The organism is Nostoc sp. (assembly GCF_036917635.1).
In the GTDB taxonomy this organism is placed as follows: domain Bacteria; phylum Cyanobacteriota; class Cyanobacteriia; order Cyanobacteriales; family Nostocaceae; genus Nostoc.
Genome location: NZ_JBALCW010000008.1, coordinates 46,860 through 64,757, shown reverse-complemented (window position 1 = coordinate 64,757; position 17,898 = coordinate 46,860). Strand labels below are relative to the sequence as shown.

Sequence of the window (17,898 nt, the reverse complement as noted above, 5' to 3'; positions counted from 1 at the left end):
ATACCAAATTTATGTGAGCCTGCATAGATGGAGTTGACATTTTTTTTATTATGTGCATATTCATAGAGAATTGGTATGAAAATATTAAAACTTACTTTTTGCCGGGTTACTTAAATGAATGAGTTCGATAATATTTTAAAAAACAAGAGCATGAGCTATGTGGGAATGATTACAAAATTTCCACTAGGTGTTCACGATCTTGAGTCTTTTATTACTCCTGAAAACCAATTGTTCGTTCTCAGCCACATGGGAATTCCAAATATTGACATTAATCAATGGAGGTTGAAAATTTCGGGATTAGTAGAGCAAACTATTGAGTTGTCATATGAGAAGTTACTAAGTTTGGAGTATCGTGAGTTAACCGTTTTTCACCAATGTTCCGGTAATCCCCTCCAACCTAAAGTTCCGGCAAGAACTATCAGTAATGTTATATGGGGAGGAGTTTCTTTTAGAGCAATTCTTAATCAATTGCAAGTTAAATCTCTTGCACGTTATGTCTGGTTTATCGGGTCTGACCACGGTGTTTATGAGGGAGTTTCTAGTGATTCTTATATTAAAGATATTCCTATAGAAAAAGCATTAGAGAAGGATGTGCTACTGGCGTATAAGCTAAACGGGAAACCCCTATCGATAGAGAGAGGTTTCCCGTTGCGGCTTGTTGTTCCAGGTTACTATGGCACAAATTCGGTGAAATGGCTGTCGGATATTTATGTCACAGATAAGCGATCGCCAGGAACTTTTACAACAACCTTCTATAATGATCGAGTTGGAGAGGATGCTGCAACTTTAAAACCCGTTTGGGAAGTTGCACCAGAGTCTGTGATTGTTCATCCTCACCAAAATCAGGTACTAAATCTTCAACCTCAAACACTTTGGGGCTGGGCTTGGGCATCCAGTGGCATCTGGTCAGTTGATGTCAGTACGGATGGCGGCATTACTTGGCAATCTGCCGAAGTTGAAGCACGGTTGCAATATGCTTGGCAAAGATTCACATTTCAATGGACTCCACCAACCCCAGGAAAATATAACTTGATGAGTCGAGCCACTGACTGTAATAAAGCAATTCAACCGATTCAGGAAGAACGCAATGCTGTTTATGCAGTAGCAATTACCGTTAAATAAGTAATGGTACCCTCTTAAGTAGGTAGGTAAGATAAAATCAAACTATGTAACGAAAAGTAAAATCTCTGTATTTGGCTCGTAGTTGCGCCCTCTTGCGCTTTAGCGTAACTACCAGCCAGTGATGATTATTTGCGCCCACTTACTTACACAGAACTTAGCAACTGCTCTGATTGATAAACTCTAGCAAAGGGTACTTCATAAGAATGGGTCAGAATATACGCATGAAACTCATTGATCAAGTCTGTAAAATACTGGAACGCCACATCAATAAATTCCAGTATTTTTTCATGAATCTCCTCTGGCACTTCAATCTCTTTCATTACTTGCATAGAAGCAGGAGTATGAAGAGTATGAGTATTTTCTATATGGTTATGCCGCATTCCATAATAACGGAACTCTGTATTAGTCATCTCTTGTAGTTGGAGTGCCGCAGACATAGTTGAACGGAAAAAGACATTCGCTGTCACTTCAGAGACTTCAATGGCAACTAATCTGATAATTGGATGCGCTCCACGAGCATACCGCTCGAACAGAGGTAACATGGAACGGGAAACCTTGGTATGGTCACTCCACAGAAATCGAACTGCATCACTGAAACGCATAGGATAGTCAATTCCCATCTTCTCCATATCTTCCAGTAACCATTGCCAGTGGAAATGTTCTTCGTGCGTATGCACATTGACCATCTCCTGAATGTAATTAGTCGTTGGCTCATCTCTAAGAATTCTTTTGCACAATTCACTGAACTCCATTGCAAGCGGAGCAATCACAGGGGAAAATGCCAACCTCTGCCGTGGGTCAATTGTCTCGTCTTCCATATACTTAAAAAACGGCAACTGTGCATATTCCTGATTCTTTTTTTCGATCAACTCAAGAATTGACTTCATTTTGATGCTCCTAAAGATAGATAATAGATAAATAACCAGCTTGTTTATCCAGTTGGTATACCAACTAATTGCACATTTAATGTTTTGGCTCTCCCTTATAAGAGAAGTAACCTCTGGCAAATACTTACCGAATAATTTCTCTTATTGTTCTTGTTTGCCCATTTTGTTCAAAATCTGTTAAATTCAGAATGCGAATTTTAGGGATGAATTCATCAATATCGATTGATAATTCCTATCCCCTTTTTGATGATTATCTAGCTTATGACTTACTAATTAATTTAGATAGTCATATATAATAATTACCTGCAACTATCTTATTCATTCTGTTTCTGGCTTGTAAATTAGTCAATTTACGGTTTTTCTATTTTTAATATTGTAATTATTTAAGTATTTTCTGTTTTACTAGGGTGTTTTTTAATATATTAAACTAAGCAAATCTTCTAAGATTTTTTGCTTTAACTTTACTACAAACTTTAATTTATAGCTTTTCCTAATCAAATTAGTTATATAGGACTCATATCAATACTGCTCGGTTAAAGATTTTTCGATAGTGTTTTAGACCTGTAGAGACGCGAAATTTCGCGTCTCTACACAAGGTTTTTAGTCTTATCCGAGCAGTATTGGGACTCATATCTGATTTCTGAACAAGATTTTAGATAAAACCCTGATAAAATGAGCTTTTCAGTCTCAGTATGTTTTCACAAATCAAATCAGAGTCCTATATCTATATCAGAGCAAGCTCTCAAAGAGCGGGGAGGGGTTCTGTACCTACTCAACTGAAAACCGCGATATTTACGCCTAGCTACTTAAACAGTGAGAGGTTATTTTCAAACAGAGTAATTTACTTAGCTTTAGTCAATATACTTTCGATATCTGCTAGCTGCACCACTCCTGAAAAAGTTGGACTATTAATTACAAAAAAAGGTGTGCCAGAAACAGCCAATTTTTCAGCTAGTTGAATATCTTTTGTAATTGCGGGAGTAGCAAGAGTCAGGTCACGTTTAAATTTACCCAAATCTAGCTTCAGTTTTTTAGCAATATCTAAATATAACGGCTGACCTAGTTGCTTTTGATTAGTAAATAGTGCATCATGATATTCCCAAAATTTGCGCTGCTGATATGCCGCCCAAGCTGCTGTTGCAGCTGGCAATGCTTCAGCATGAATTGAAGACAACGGTAAATTCTTGTAAACTAATCTTAGTTTATCAGGATATTTTGCTAACAATTGTTTCAATGTTTTATGCGCCTCAGCACAATAGGGACATTGAAAATCGGAAAATTCTATTAGCAGAGTTTTTGATTGAGTTGAACCTGTGGTGGGAGAGTCACCAATCACTGTTTGAGGATTCGCCTTTAAATCCTGTAAAAATGTTTGTTGTGCTTGCTTGACTTTCTGTTGTTGTTGCTGCTGATATGCTTGAACAGATTCGATAATTGCCTCAGGATGTTCGCGGATAATTTGTAATACTTGCTGTTCCAACTGCGGATCAATGCGGCTAGCAGCTTGTGCAGGAAATGACCAGGTAAAAACCAAAATTAGCAGACCTATTGCTGTCCAAGTACGTAGATATTGAAATAAGGGACTAAACCAATCAAAGAATGTACGCATACAAAAACCCATAAATATTTTTTGTTTTATCTATAGAGGCGCATTCGCTTCGACTTAAAAGTAAACTTCAATTTAAAAAGATCCAGCAATCATCCCAGCAAGTAAAATAAAACCAATCCAGACGTTTTGCCGGAACATCTGACCATAAACAGGATTAGGTAAGTCTTGCTGTCTTAATCGCACAGACTGCCAAATCCATCCGATAGTAGCAACTGCAAGGCTAAGGAAGAAGGCTAAGTGTAGATGTATGAGTATACCTAACCAAGCCAATAACAAGATTGTGCCAGCATAGAAAATTGCTATAGCTACAGGGGCATAATTTCCAAAAAATAGAGCGCTAGAATTAATCCCAATGCGGCGATCGTCTTCCTTGTCGCTCATGGCGTAAACTGTATCAAATCCCAATGTCCACAGTACAGTCGCGCCCCAAAGTAACCAAGTTGGTTGGGAGATGTTTTGTGTGACTGCACTCCAGCTAATCAACACGCCGAAACCCCAAGCGATGGAAAGCACCAGTTGCGGTACAGGAAACACCCGCTTTGCACCTGGATAAAGCAAAATTACAGGCACTGCTGCCACGCATAACCAGAAACTCAGGGGGTTAAGATAAAATGCCAAAATAGCTGCACATGCTAGGGAGGCGATCGCAACTACAATCCCAACTTTCACAGACAAAGCGCGAGATGCAAGGGGGCGTGAGCGTGTTCTCTCTACTTCTGGATCAATATCCCGATCCCACAAATCATTGACTACACATCCGGCGGCACTCGTAGCCAGAGTACCTAATATAATCACAGCAACCAGAGGTAAAGGCGGTTTCCCAGAAGCTGCCAAAAATACAGCCCAAAGAGCAGGGATCATTAAAATTAACCGTCCTTCTGGTTTATGCCAGCGTAAAAGCTTGATAATTACAAGCCAAACTGGTTGCTGGGGGCGTTCTGGCGTCCTTAACATAAGAGTGGGGAGTGGGGAGTGGGGTATGGGGATGGGGACAGGGTATTGTATATTTAGGATTGCGTATTAAGAAAACTTTTCTCTAGTTCCTATTCTCTAATTTACACATCTTTACATTTATAGAATAACGTTATTTGTTATTTGTAAAAGCATAACCTCAAGTGGCAACTTTAAAATATCTTTAAATAGTTAGTGCGGTTAGAAGCAGTAAGACGAATATACTTAGCTGAGTTACCCTCGACCAAAGATGAAGAGTGCTGAGTATTTTTTAATTTCCTCAGTAGACCTTTTGCATAAGGGACTTCCAACAAATAAATTACCCAATCTTGTGGGGTGGGCGTCTCGCCCGCCCTTGTATATGGGCGGGCAAGATGCCCACCCCACAAGAAATAGTTGAGTATTTTTTTATTTGGAAGTCCCTAAATCAAAAACAAGAACCCCAAAGAGACAAAGCGTAGCTTTGTCTTCCCTCCCGAAAAGCTCTTAGGGGTTGGGGGTGGGGTGTTAGGGACTTTTGCAATAGGTCTAGTGCTGAGTACTTACTACTCAGTTTGAGTAAGTTGCAACAAATATCAGTGCCAGCTAGCCCGACATACCACCGTTTGCCATCATTTCTTATAAAGAGAGAAAACTAGATGCTGAATTTAGCTTCTAGCTGGGAGAGTGTTCCAACTCAACCACCTAAGCAACATCGGATTATTGCTGCCATTGACCTGGGAACAAATTCTCTACACATGGTAGTAGTCAAGATTGATCCCACATTACCAGCTTTTAGCATTATCGCTAGAGAAAAAGAAACTGTCAGACTAGGCGATCGCAATCTTAAGACTGGGGAACTTAAACCAGAGATAATTGAAAAGGCGATCGCTGCTTTAGGACGCTTCCAAGAAGTTGCCAAAACTATCAATGCTGAAACAATCATTGCTGTAGCAACTAGCGCTGTGCGAGAAGCCCCCAATGGTAAAGATTTTTTGCAGAGAGTAAAAACAGAGTTGGGTTTAAGCGTTGACTTGATTTCTGGTCAAGAAGAAGCGCGACGAATCTACCTTGGCGTGCTGTCGGGGATGGAATTTAACAACCAGCCCCATACCATTATTGATATTGGCGGTGGTTCCACAGAGTTAATTTTGGGTGATAGTCACCAAGCGCGCACTCTCACCAGTACCAAAGTTGGTGCAGTGCGACTCACTAGCGAGTTAATTACCACCGATCCGATCAGTAACACTGAATTTCAATACCTGCAAGCTTATGCACGCGGGATGTTAGAACGTTCTGTGGATGAGATACTAGCAAACCTAGAGTTTGGGGAATCTCCGCGTTTGGTGGGTACTGCTGGCACAATTGAAACGCTGGCGATGATTCATGCACGAGAAAAATCGGGTGTTATTCCTTCGATTCTCAATGGCTACGAGTACAGTCTTAAAGACTTGCAAGAGTTGGTAAATCGCTTGCGGAAACTGAATAATTCAGAAAGGGCTGCGATTCCCGGTATGCCAGAGAAGCGGGCTGAAGTTATACTCGCTGGTGCAGTAATATTACAGGAAGCAATGATGCTTTTGGGTAGTGAATCAGTTACAGTTTGTGAGCGTTCACTGCGGGAAGGCGTAATTGTAGACTGGATGCTAACCCACGGTTTAATTGAAGATAAGCTGCGCTACCAAAGTTCAGTTCGGGAACGCAATATACTCAAACTCGCTAATAAATACCACGTCAATTTAGAATATAGCGATCGCGTGGCAAAATTTGCCGAGAGTTTATTTGACCAAACTCAAGGTACTTTACACCACTGGGGATCTGATGAGCGACAATTGTTGTGGGCAGCTGCAATATTACACAATTGCGGTCATTATGTCAGCCATTCGTCTCACCACAAGCACTCTTACTATCTAATTTGCAATGGAGAATTACTCGGTTATACAGAAACCGAGATTGAAATCATTGCTAATTTAGCGCGTTATCATCGCAAATCGCCGCCCAAGAAAAAACATGAAAATTATCAGAGTTTACTGACTAAACACCAGCGACAAATGATCGGTCAATTGAGTGCAATTCTGAGATTGGCAGTGGCATTAGATAGGCGACAAATTGGTGCGATCGCTCAAGTCCAATGTGAGTATTATCCACAATTTCAGCAGGTGAATTTACTGATTTTTCCATCTAAACCTGATGATGATTGTGCTTTAGAACTTTGGAGCTTAGATTATAAAAAAGGAGTATTTGAGGAAGAATTTGGAGTGAAATTAGTAGCGACTCTAGAAAAGTCTAGCGTTGCTAAATTGTCTTAAATACTAGGTGCGTTAACGCAATTTAACGCACCTGCTAAATGCATAAACGCACATATATGCGCCACTACAAATCATCTGTATTTAACGCATTTGCTTTCAAAATTTTAGTTAATTTATATAGGTTTAGTTAAACTTAAGGATGAATTTAAAAACAACCTAAAGGAAGAGTTTAAAAACCAAGATTAGAATTAAAATTACATATATAGTTAATAGTCTATTTACTCTAGGTTATCCCACATTCCGCACTTCAAAATGTATTATCTATCTTTTCAATAAAAATTCCTAATAATGTTCAAATTATTAAGTATTAATATTGAATACCATTGGCGATTTATGTTGTTGATTTAACCATTTTTTTCCACCTATGGGAAATCTACGCATATTACACGATGAAGTGCGGAAAGTCGGGTTATGTTGCTATTGGATATCTAAGCTGGGAAAACTTAGATATCGTTATGTAAAATTTTAATTAAACAGTTTAAATTGCTCAGTTTTATCGAGTGATAATACTCAGACTTCACCATAAAGATTACACATATTGATTGTGATAATTCATCAGGTTTGGGAGCTTTGATCGAGATCAAAGCTTGATATGAAAAACCTGATTAATTTATCTGTATAAACTTCCCCGACTAAAACTATACCTAAGCTAAATTAAGATGTACTGATTGAAAATGAAGAAGATGGCAGGGTTAGTGCGACAGTGCTACTAGGCTTGCCAGATTTTAAAAGTTCTGGTGCGAGTAAAGAGGCGATGTCTACGACGGGCTATGCCTACGCAAAACTACATAATTTCGGTAAAATTGGGTAAAGCAATTTTTGCGCTTGTTACAACAAAGGCATCAGCAAACCCATGCAACTGAAACTAAGTGCATCTAAACTTCCCTTCGCCCCTCTCCTCTTAATTGCCCCCTTTTTCCTATGGGGAACGGCAATGGTAGCCATGAAAGGAGTAATACCCCATACCACACCGCTATTTATGGCGGGAGTGCGTCTGATACCAGCAGGGATGTTAATTCTGATTGCAGGAGCATTCATGGGTAAACCCCAGCCGAAGGGTTGGGCTGCGTGGCTGTGGATTGCCTTATTTGCGCTCATAGATGGGACGCTGTTTCAAAGTTTTTTGGCAGAGGGATTAGTTAGAACCAGTGCGGGGTTAGGGTCTGTGATGATTGACTCGCAACCCTTGGCTGTTGCCTTAATGTCGTTGTGGCTATTTCAAGAACATATTGGTTTTTGGGGATGGCTGGGGCTAGGCTTGGGTGTCACAGGCATTAGTTTAATCGGCTTACCTGATGAGTTGATTTTACATTTTCTTGACTCAGGCGCAAATATTACAATTGGCAATTGGCAAGATTTGTTTGCTAGTGGCGAATGGTTGATGTTGTTAGCAGCGCTATCAATGGCAGTGGGAACAGTCTTGATTCGGTTTGTCTGCCGACATTCTGACCCAGTAACCGCTACGGGATGGCACATGATTTTGGGTGGATTGCCACTATGGGGAGTTTCATCAGTTGTCGAATCTCAGCAATGGCAGAATCTGGGAGCATCTGATTTAGTGGCTTTGGGTTATGCTACCGTATTTGGCAGTGCGATCGCCTACGGATTATTCTTCTACTTTGCCTCTAGTGGCAGTCTCACCAGTCTTAGTTCCCTCACCTTCCTCACACCCATCTTTGCACTACTATTCGGCAATCTCTTCCTCTCAGAAGTCCTCAGTCCGTTGCAGTGGGTAGGTGTTTTCCTAACTTTAATCAGCATCTATCTGATTAATCAACGTGATACTTTAGCAGCGCAAAACGACACAGTTACTGTCGGCGAAATAGCTAATATACAGCAACCAGTTTTAGAAGCATCTGCTAAAAAATTAAACCCCATAACTTTTGGAGTGAGAGAATCTGAACGAGAAATTTTACCCTAACTGATAATTCGTAATACTTCGGCTCCTTTCGACTTTCAACAAGGCAAGTCGCTCAGTACAAGTTCGTAATTCAGTAGGGGGATGAGGGACAAGAATTAATAACCAATGCCCAATGCCCCTCAAGAGTGCTGAGTTCGGTTAGCGAATAGCTAGGGTTTAGCCCGTGCTGAGTGGGGAGTGGGGCAGAGGGGAGAATAACTCCAAACTCCAAACTCCTAACTCCTAACTCCTAACTCCTAACTCCTAACTCCTAACTCAGCAATGTTTTGGCCAATGCCCAATAAAAAATGACAGTTAACATTTGGTAATTTGGTAATCTTGAAGGTATTGTGGTATCGAATACTTCAAAAGCACCTTCAGGCTGAAACTTGCAATATGAGGCTATGCCGTTCCTCAATTTTGATATTTACCTGTTTTTGTTGCGTGGGTTTTTACCCAAATCGTGCAAGCACAGCAACACCTAACCTAGCACCTGAAATTTTAGAACTTGCACAAGCTAGTTCGCCAGTCGCTGCTAGTTCGGGTGTTTTGAGATATGGTAGTCGAAAATCAGATGTACAGACATTACAAACCCAATTAAAGCAGTTGGGATACTACAGTGGGGTGGTAGATGGAGAGTATAACACCAGTACGGAAATCGCTGTAACTAAATTCCAGAAAGCAAAGGGTTTAAAAGTAGATGGTCTTGCTGGGCTGGCGACTAGGGGGAGACTGCAAGCAGCAATGGTAGCCAAAAATCAGATTGTTGCTTCTCCAATTATTGATGCTGCTGCGACTTCCCAACCAACTACAACACCCAAGCCAAGGGAGAAAGGTTTTATCTGGTGGTTAATATTATCCATCGCAGTTCTAGGAAGTATTGGCGCACTTGTTTACCTGCTGAAGTGGTTTCGTCAGTCCAAACAAGTGCAATCGGAAATATCAGAGACTAAAAGTTTGAGTGAAGCTAACAAAAACCCCATGACATCACCCTCCCCAGAGACTGTAACTAATCCACAAACAGCTACGCCACCATTCACTACACAATTACTGCTACCAGAAAAAACTTCCCGGCTTGTTAAACTCAATATTGTTGACGAATTAATTCAAGACTTACGCAGTTCTGACCCAACGAAGCGGCGCAAGGCCATTTGGGATTTGGGTCAACAGGGAGATTCGCGGGCAATTCAGCCTATGGTTGACCTGATGATTGATGCCGATTCTCAAGAAAGCAGCTTAATTTTGGCAGCTTTGGCAGAAATTGGCATCCGCACACTTAAACCAATGAACCGTGGTTTAGCAATGTCACTGCAAGATGAAAGTCCACAAGTACGGCAAAATGCGATCCGTGACCTGACGCGCGTTTATGACATGATGGGTCAAATGAGTCAGATGTTGCAGCACGCCTTAGATGACCCAGATGCCGAGGTGCAAGCAACAGCACGATATGCTTTAACTCAGATGAATCGAATGCGTGGTTTGCCGGAACAACAAAGTCTACCAGAAGATTCACATAACGATTCACAAGAATAAACCTAAAAATATTTCAATTGGATGCGGATATCAGTGTTTGGCCCAGCCACCAAAAATACTGCTTCGCTAAATTTGGCAGCCCTTGTGCGAATTTCTGGATTGCTGGAAAATCCAAAGCCTTCGCTTGGTATACCAAAAACATTCCTATTGAGAGTACCATCGTTATTTTGATCGTGGAAGACAGCAACGGCGTAACTACCTGCTTTCAAGTTCTCAAAGGTAATGATTAAGGGAGTGCTAGTAATTTTGGTACACTGCTTTTGTAAGCTGCGATCGCCATCGCTAGGAAATCCTTTACTGTTAGCAAATATACTGGCACACACTTGTCCTTGTTTATTCTTCAAGCCATCAATTTCTACGGTGAGTTTGCCGTTAAAATTTGCCTTGGCACTAAATGACCACGCCAGATTTCCTATAACTGCCAATAGCATCATACTAATTCTTAATCCTCTAACCATAAAAATTTCTTAAGGTAAAATAAGTTTTGCTGAAATTAAGTTTTAACTTTGATTCCGATCGGGCAGATTCATGGTGGCATTATTGAGTCAATACTCGCAAGCATCCTGCTATATTTTGTCTAAATAAGTCGGATAGAAGTCAAGCGGGAGCAATGCTTGGATTAAATAACCAACCGCTCTAGGCACGGAGAACACAGAGAGAAAGATTCTAAAACTTGGCTTACTTAAGCATTGTTGGCTTGACAGACTACTAGTTGAGCAAAGACTCTCCACCTTCTGGCTTGTCGTTAAATATAGCCTTGCTCATTAAGCAGTAATCAATGACGGAAAAATCTATCGAAACTCCCATACAAGCTTATAGCCTGAATTAAATAGAACACTAGGAGGAAACAAGGCTAACAAATCTAATTTCCTGAAAAAAAGAGGGTTTAAAGTACCTGTAATATGGGAGACTTGGCAATATTCCCTATAAATCAGATTCAAGATGAGTAACACAATTTCGGACATTGCAGTTAAGACGATCAATGGTGAGGATAAACAATTAAACGACTATACCGGCAAGGTACTGTTAATTGTCAATGTGGCATCCTACTGCGGTTATACTTCGCAATACGAGGGGTTAGAAAAGTTGAACCAAAAGTATGGAGAAACAGGGTTACGTATTTTGGGGTTCCCCTGTAACGATTTTGGAGCGCAGGAACCAGGAAGCAATGAAGAGATTGTGAAATTTTGCACGAGTAAATATAGTGTTACCTTTGAACTATTCGATAAAGTTCATGCCAAAGGCTCGCAGCAGCATCCACTTTATGAGAAACTTACCAAAGCCGTTGAGCCAACGGGAACTGTTGCTTGGAACTTTGAAAAATTTTTAGTTAATAAACAAGGTGAAGTGATAGCTAGATTTAATAGTAGTGTCCAGCCAAATTCACCAGAAATCATTGCCATAATTGAGAAAGAATTAGCTAAATAGTTATTAATCATTAAGTAAAAAGTTATGTCATATTGACTGTTAGGTATAGAATGTTAGATTTATTTACGTCCAGTTCCTTAATTGAGAATATTGTCTCAAGAAGTAGTTTAATTTATTTGTGTTTAATTTGTCATGAAAGTTGCAATCATTGGTTGTGGTTATGTTGGTTATAAAGTTGCTAAATATTGGCAGGAAAAGAGGGATTTTGTTGTCAGTGTAACCACAACTTCCTCTGAGCGTGTCCCTGCACTTAAATCAGTATCCGAAAGAGTTGTAGTTAGCCGTGGTAATGACTTAGATACTCTAAAATCAATTTTGTACAATCAAGATGTTGTCCTTTTGAGCGTTGGTGCAAAAGGTGCAGAAGTTTATGAAGAAACTTATCTACAAACTGCCCAAACTTTAGTTTCATCCTTACAGCAGGTTCCGAGTGTAAAACAATTAATATACACAGGTAGCTATGCAGTTTATGGTGACAGAAATGGTGTATGGGTAGATGAAGAAACACCGCTTGCACCCGCTAATTTAAATGCACAAATTCTGCGAAAAACAGAGGATGTGCTGCTATCAGCATCTAGCGAAAATCTCCGCGTTTGTATTTTTCGCTTAGGAGGAATTTATGGCCCTGATAGAGAACTGGTGAAAATATTTAGCAGATATTCTGGTACAACCCGTCCCGGCGGCGAGGATATCACAAATTGGATTCACCTGGATGATATTGTTGGTGCGATAGAATTTGCCCGTCACCGTCGTTTGCAAGGGATTTATAATCTGGTAGATGATGCACATCTCACCAGTCGGGATTTGCTAGATAGTTTATTTGAAAAACATAATTTACCCAAAGTTATCTGGGATACTTCTATTAAAAGTACCCGTCCATATAATGCTTTGGTATCGAATGAAAAGCTCAAAGAAGCTGGATACCAGTTAATTCATCCACAGATGATTTTTTAGGAAGTATTAAAAATTAGGAATTATGCAACCATCTGGTATAACTAACACAACAAATTTGACAGCATCTCCTAGCCAGTTTTACACTTGGCATAATTATCGTTGCGCCTACGAAGTTCATCAACCAACTAACACAACACCTGAAGGCATTCCCTTACTGTTAATTCATCCGATTGGCGTTGGATTGTCGCGGCAATTTTGGCAGCGATTTTGCGGCGAATGGTATAATGGAGGTCAGCGTAATTTAATTTACAACCCTGATTTACTAGGATGTGGCGAAAGTGATATGCCTTATATGGCTTATACTCCTAGTGATTGGGCAGAACAGTTGCAGCACTTTTTACAAACAGTAGTGCAAAAACCTGTGATTGTAGTAGTACAAGGTGCTTTATTACCAGTTGCGTTGGCTTTGCCCGCCGCAGGCATCGCATTAGTCCAAAAGCAATCAAACTTAATTGCCAAACTTGTCCTCTCTGGGCCTCCAACCTGGGCTTTGATGACAAATAAATCACCAGAATGGCGGCAAAAATTTACTTGGAATCTGTTAGACTCACCTTTTGGAAGTGCTTTTTATCGCTATGCACGCACCCGAAAGTTTTTACATTCTTTCTCGACTCGTCAACTTTTTGCTTCTGAGAATGCTGTGGATGCAGAGTGGTTGAATACATTGCTTACAGGTGCAGAAAATCCTGCTAGTCGTTATGCAGTGTTTTCTTTTCTAGCAGGGTTCTGGCGACAGGATTATACTAATTCTATCGCCTCTATTGAGGAACCAACATTAGCGGTGATGGGGGAGACTGCATCGAGTATTAGTCAAAAAGGTAAAAAAGAAACGCCAGACGAACGCTTGACTCACTACCTCGCCAGTTTGCCTCAAGGTCGAGGTATAAAAATAAATGGGCGCAATGTTTTACCCTATGAATCAACTGCTGAATTTGTTGCAGCGATCGCACCATTTATTAATGAAATTTTTTAGCTGATTGATAGTTAGATCATACCAGAGTTGCCATGATAGGTTATGACTGGAATTGATTACTAAAGGCAAGCAACATTATGTTCCCCAATCGCCGAGGAGAAAGAGTTCCCAATGTCACTTTTCATACACGCTTGGGCGACAAGTGGGTGGATGTGACAACGGATCAATTGTTTACTAATAAGACAGTGGTTGTCTTCTCCTTACCAGGTGCTTATACACCGACTTGTTCATCAACTCATCTCCCTGGTTATAACGAATTGGCCGGAGTTTTCAAAGAAAATGGGGTTGATGACATTATCTGTATTTCTGTCAATGATACCTTTGTAATGAACGAATGGGCAAAAGATCAAGAAGCAGAAAATGTTACACTCATTCCCGATGGTAATGGTGAATTTACTGAAGTGATGGGGATGCTGGTAGATAAATCAGACTTGGGATTTGGGAAGCGATCGTGGCGCTACTCGATGCTGGTAAGAGATGGTGTAATTAACCAAATGTTTATTGAGCCAGACGAGCCAGGAGATCCTTTTAAGGTATCCGACGCTGAGACAATGCTCAGATATATCAACCCCCAAGCAGTGAAGCCTGAACTCGTTTCTCTGTTTGCCAAAGTGGGTTGTCCCTTCTGTGCGCGTGCTAAGGCGATGCTCAAGGAACATGATATCAACTACGAGGAAATTACCTTGGGTAAGGATATCACCACACGTTCCTTACGAGCAGTTACAGGTGCGACAACAGTTCCCCAAGTGTTTATCGATGGTAAATTAATTGGTGGTTCTGAGGCATTAGAAGCCTACTTCGCCGCTAAATAGTTTTCACTAGGGGCGCACAGATGTCATACGTGTCAAATTAACTTAAAAGTGATGTCCCGCAAAGAACTGAAGTTCCTTGGCTAATAGCAGAAGTCTTCTGTTGATGACTAAATATAGCCAAAAATTTTTAGTCTACTGAAGTAGACTTTAGCTAAAAGCCAAAGAACTTTACTTCCAGGCGGGTGCGGGTGAGGAAGCCAACATTTAAGATATTTCTAGGGTTTTGTTGACACAAATGCACAGATGTGCGTTTATACAACGGATTCAAAGATCGTGCTTGGATAATTGAGTTTTAGCAACGGCGATCGCGTTCCAAATCATAAATCACTTTCTCCAAATACCATTCATCGGATTCACTCGGACGCCTCTGGCGCTGCTGTTTAAGTAATCGTTCGGCTGTTGTCGCATCACCGTTAAGTAAAATCAGTAAACGTTTTTGCAGTTTTCTGTTTTTCGGGTCACTGAAGTATGGCTTAGAACCCTTGCCCCGTGGTTGAGATGACCACAGTTTAATTAAGACAAGTGATAAGCTGATGATCAGAACCACCACAATCAATCCCATACTTCTTGAAATTAAGTAGATATCAGCTTATATTTTGTAAAAATTTTAGCTTTATAGCATCAGTGATTTTTTGGATGTTTTCGTGGTTCAACTGAAAACATCTAACCTGATACATATTGTAGAGTGTGTTAGAACGGAGTTCGTAACGCACTATTATCAAGGGTTTGATGCGTTATGCTATCGCTAACACATCAAACGCATATTTTCAGAAATCAAACCGGATTCCTATATATCAAGTTTCAAGTCAGCAATTAACAAATCTTCAGATGGGTAAATGTATTTTTGTCCAGCTATAGCGGTTCTCGTTTATGTGAGGTACATCGGTAAGGGCATGGCACTGCCATGCCCCTACACCTGGCGATATAATGTTGTACCGCATCTGAATGGAAACCGCTATATTCACTATTTATCATCTAAAATTGAATTTCAATTTATTCAACATACAATATGTTTGCTAGAATCCGTCAAATTTTGAACCAATTTTTTAGGAACTCAAGGACAATCAATAACGAACCACTGAATAAAGTAAGCTTGATTGTTATTATTTTAATTGATATTTTTATCTTGATTAATGTTTTTAGCGGACTCGATGATATTAGCAGATGGCATATCAGCCCGACCCAAGCTTATCCATGTTATTCAGAGTGGCAAAATTACCGGACAAAAACCACTCAAGATAAAGACTATGAAATTGTTAAACTTTCATTGCCAGATAATCCGAATAATCAACTCAGTTTTCAGCGAAACTATCAACAAGCCGAAGCAGGACATCTGGGTAATGTTTCTAAAACGTGTTTGCAATATGCCGACTACAAGGATAAAATTAACAACCCTGACAAGCAGCAAATCATCAAAACTATTGAGCAAAAACAAGCGAAAATCAGTACGCTTGAACAAGCCAATCGCACTATTAAAGCCCAATATGACTCAACGCTATTAGAAAAAATTGCAGGTCAGGGTCGTGAACAATCAATTAATCAAGTCAGTGCTGAAAAAGCTAAACAGACATTAGAACAAAATAATCGCCAAATTTCTACCCTTAAACAAGAAAATTATACTCTTAAAAATGAACTGCTTGCCAAACCGGAAAGCATTAGTTTTATAACCTTTATTAAAGATGATAATCACTTCCAAGAAGTTGACAAAGGCTATCAACATGCATCATTTTGGTATCCAAGTATCCAGCTTGCTTTTGAGTTTGTCTTTCTTCTACCGTTGATTCTCATTGCTTTATTAGTTCACAAATTTGCTCAAAGAAGAGGATTTGGACTAATCTCGCTAATTAGCTGGCATTTGCTAGTCATCTTTTTTATTCCACTAATCGTTAAAATATTTGAATTTTTTCAAGTCGGGGCAATATTTAAATTTTTCTTTGATATTATTAGCGTCCTTTTTGGTGGTTTAGTTTTCTTAATAAATTATGTTTATATCTTACTGATTCCAATTATCGGTTTTGGAATTATTCAGTTTTTTCAAAAAGTTGTCTTTAACGTTAAAGTCCAGGCAGCTAGCCGAGTCCAAAAATCACACTGTGTAAATTGCGCCAAGAAAATTCGACAACTTGATACTTACTGTCCGCACTGTGGTTATTATCAAGACATTGAATGTCAAAACTGTCATAATCTTACATATAAAAACTTGCCGTATTGTAAACATTGTGGAGCTTCTCAAAATCTTAATATTTTGTAATCGGTGTCGTGATTTCGATATGCTTAATTCAGAACAACACTATTAAATTTGTTTGATGTTTTTGATTAAAAATAACTAAAACTGTCTACTGATAGATGACATTAAGAAATAACTTTTAGTTAATTGATGACAACGAACTTAATATGGAAAAAGTGAAAAAAGCCAATATAGAGAGTCAGTCGCCTCTTTCTTTTCTGAAAAACCTGTTGATTGGCCGTTGGCGATCGCTCTTACTCCTCTTGATAGGAGTATACTTACCTTTGCAGGTTTTTGAAATTTTGACAGTGAAAATATGGGAAAATCAACCTGGCTTCCCGTGGGATGTGCCTATTCTGTTAGCAGTTCATTCTACAGCAAACCCACAGCTTGATGTTTTAGCAGTGATGCTAGCTATAATTGGATTGCCTTGGACGGCGATACCGATTTTAGCTGCGATCGCACTAATATTATTACTTCAAAAACGCTGGCGATCGCTAGCTTATTTACTCACCACCTCAGTGGGAAGTGTGATCATCAACCGCACAGCAAAGCAATTAATGCATCGAGTGCGTCCACAATTGTGGCAGTCTATTGCGCCTGAGTCTAGTTTTGCATTTCCCAGTGGTCATGCGATGACGAGTGTAACTGTAGTAGCAGTTTTGCTATTCTTAACTTGGGATAGCTCCCGACGTTGGTTGGTTCTCATCTTCGGCAGTTTATACATAATAGCTATTGCGTGGTGTCGTCTCTATCTGGGGGTACATTTTCCCAGTGACATTCTCGCGGGTTGGATGGTTGCATTAGGTTGGACAATTGGCGTTAGTCTAATTATCAAACCCTCTAGAACTATAGCCACCGTAAATGGCGATCGCCCTGAGGATGAAACTACTTTACTCCCTGAAGAAAGAGAGTTGATAACTAAGGAGTAATATTATGTCTGCTTAAAAGCTTATTTTTTAGGCTGATATCAAATCCGTTTGTATAAAAATTATTGCTCTTTCCTCTCCCTCTGCGTCTGGAGCGATTTTTTAATCATTCAGATGCTACCGGATTTGATATGACGTATAGACACAGAAAAAAATCAAACTCTAACATGAGTCTCAGTATACAGAGATTTTACTTTTCGTTACATAGTTTGGTTTTATCTTGCCTACCTACTTAGATGTTTTCCAGCTTATCAAAGAACAAAGTCAGATTTTGCAAGATTCGAT

At 39.8% G+C, this 17,898-nt stretch carries 15 protein-coding genes; 10 read left to right on the top strand and 5 right to left on the bottom strand.

Translation table 11 applies throughout. The features are described 5' to 3' along the window. Positions 1–165 precede the first annotated feature (165 nt). Positions 166–1,122, top strand: a complete 957-nt coding sequence (locus V7K32_RS01255) for a molybdopterin-dependent oxidoreductase (RefSeq protein WP_334989597.1) — start codon at positions 166–168, stop codon at positions 1,120–1,122. A gap of 143 nt (positions 1,123–1,265) precedes the next feature. Here V7K32_RS01255 and V7K32_RS01250 read toward each other — a convergent pair whose 3' ends face one another. The 3 genes from V7K32_RS01250 to V7K32_RS01240 all read right to left on the bottom strand — a co-directional run bounded on the left by V7K32_RS01250 (position 1,266) and on the right by V7K32_RS01240 (position 4,572). Continuing rightward, the gene (locus V7K32_RS01250; RefSeq protein ID WP_334989595.1) at positions 1,266–1,940 is read right to left on the bottom strand and encodes a hypothetical protein; all 675 of its coding nucleotides are present in this window, start codon (positions 1,938–1,940) and stop codon (positions 1,266–1,268) included. A gap of 910 nt (positions 1,941–2,850) precedes the next feature. Next, positions 2,851–3,618 (bottom strand): DsbA family protein, encoded by a 768-nt coding sequence (locus V7K32_RS01245; protein ID WP_334989593.1) that lies wholly within the window; start codon positions 3,616–3,618, stop codon positions 2,851–2,853. 72 nt (positions 3,619–3,690) lie between these two features. Continuing rightward, positions 3,691–4,572, bottom strand: a complete 882-nt coding sequence (locus V7K32_RS01240) for a 4-hydroxybenzoate solanesyltransferase (RefSeq protein ID WP_334989591.1) — start codon at positions 4,570–4,572, stop codon at positions 3,691–3,693. 635 nt (positions 4,573–5,207) lie between these two features. On the opposite strand from V7K32_RS01240, the gene V7K32_RS01235 reads away from it, so the two are divergent. From V7K32_RS01235 to V7K32_RS01225, 3 genes are all read left to right on the top strand, one after another. After that, complete coding sequence (locus V7K32_RS01235) at positions 5,208–6,857, top strand: Ppx/GppA phosphatase family protein (protein ID WP_334989589.1); 1,650 nt, start codon at positions 5,208–5,210, stop codon at positions 6,855–6,857. Between the two features lie 853 nt (positions 6,858–7,710). After that, positions 7,711–8,778 (top strand): DMT family transporter, encoded by a 1,068-nt coding sequence (locus V7K32_RS01230; RefSeq protein WP_334989587.1) that lies wholly within the window; start codon positions 7,711–7,713, stop codon positions 8,776–8,778. Positions 8,779–9,153: 375 nt separating this feature from the next. After that, entirely contained in the window at positions 9,154–10,290 is a 1,137-nt protein-coding gene (locus V7K32_RS01225; protein ID WP_334989586.1) for a peptidoglycan-binding protein, read from the top strand. 2 nt (positions 10,291–10,292) lie between these two features. Here the strand turns inward: V7K32_RS01225 and V7K32_RS01220 are convergent, their stop codons facing one another. Then, positions 10,293–10,748, bottom strand: coding sequence for a DUF2141 domain-containing protein (locus V7K32_RS01220; RefSeq protein ID WP_334989585.1), 456 nt, complete (start codon positions 10,746–10,748; stop codon positions 10,293–10,295). 484 nt (positions 10,749–11,232) lie between these two features. Between V7K32_RS01220 and V7K32_RS01215 the strand changes: the two genes are divergently transcribed. The 4 genes from V7K32_RS01215 to V7K32_RS01200 all read left to right on the top strand — a co-directional run bounded on the left by V7K32_RS01215 (position 11,233) and on the right by V7K32_RS01200 (position 14,457). Continuing rightward, positions 11,233–11,718, top strand: a complete 486-nt coding sequence (locus V7K32_RS01215; RefSeq protein WP_334989584.1) for a glutathione peroxidase — start codon at positions 11,233–11,235, stop codon at positions 11,716–11,718. Between the two features lie 132 nt (positions 11,719–11,850). Further along, entirely contained in the window at positions 11,851–12,672 is an 822-nt protein-coding gene (locus V7K32_RS01210; protein WP_334989582.1) for an SDR family oxidoreductase, read from the top strand. A gap of 22 nt (positions 12,673–12,694) precedes the next feature. Beyond that, the gene (locus V7K32_RS01205) at positions 12,695–13,645 is read left to right on the top strand and encodes an alpha/beta fold hydrolase (protein ID WP_334989580.1); all 951 of its coding nucleotides are present in this window, start codon (positions 12,695–12,697) and stop codon (positions 13,643–13,645) included. Between the two features lie 77 nt (positions 13,646–13,722). After that, positions 13,723–14,457 (top strand): glutathione peroxidase, encoded by a 735-nt coding sequence (locus V7K32_RS01200; RefSeq protein ID WP_334989578.1) that lies wholly within the window; start codon positions 13,723–13,725, stop codon positions 14,455–14,457. A gap of 292 nt (positions 14,458–14,749) precedes the next feature. Here the strand turns inward: V7K32_RS01200 and V7K32_RS01195 are convergent, their stop codons facing one another. Beyond that, on the bottom strand, positions 14,750–15,007 hold the full coding sequence (locus V7K32_RS01195) for a hypothetical protein (protein WP_334989576.1): 258 nt from the start codon (positions 15,005–15,007) through the stop codon (positions 14,750–14,752). Between the two features lie 459 nt (positions 15,008–15,466). Between V7K32_RS01195 and V7K32_RS01190 the strand changes: the two genes are divergently transcribed. After that, positions 15,467–16,708 carry a hypothetical protein gene (locus tag V7K32_RS01190; RefSeq protein WP_334989574.1) on the top strand — a complete coding sequence of 414 codons (1,242 nt, stop codon included), beginning with the start codon at positions 15,467–15,469 and terminating at the stop codon, positions 16,706–16,708. 143 nt (positions 16,709–16,851) lie between these two features. After that, positions 16,852–17,616 carry a phosphatase PAP2 family protein gene (locus tag V7K32_RS01185; RefSeq protein ID WP_334989572.1) on the top strand — a complete coding sequence of 255 codons (765 nt, stop codon included), beginning with the start codon at positions 16,852–16,854 and terminating at the stop codon, positions 17,614–17,616. Positions 17,617–17,898: the final 282 nt, after the last annotated feature.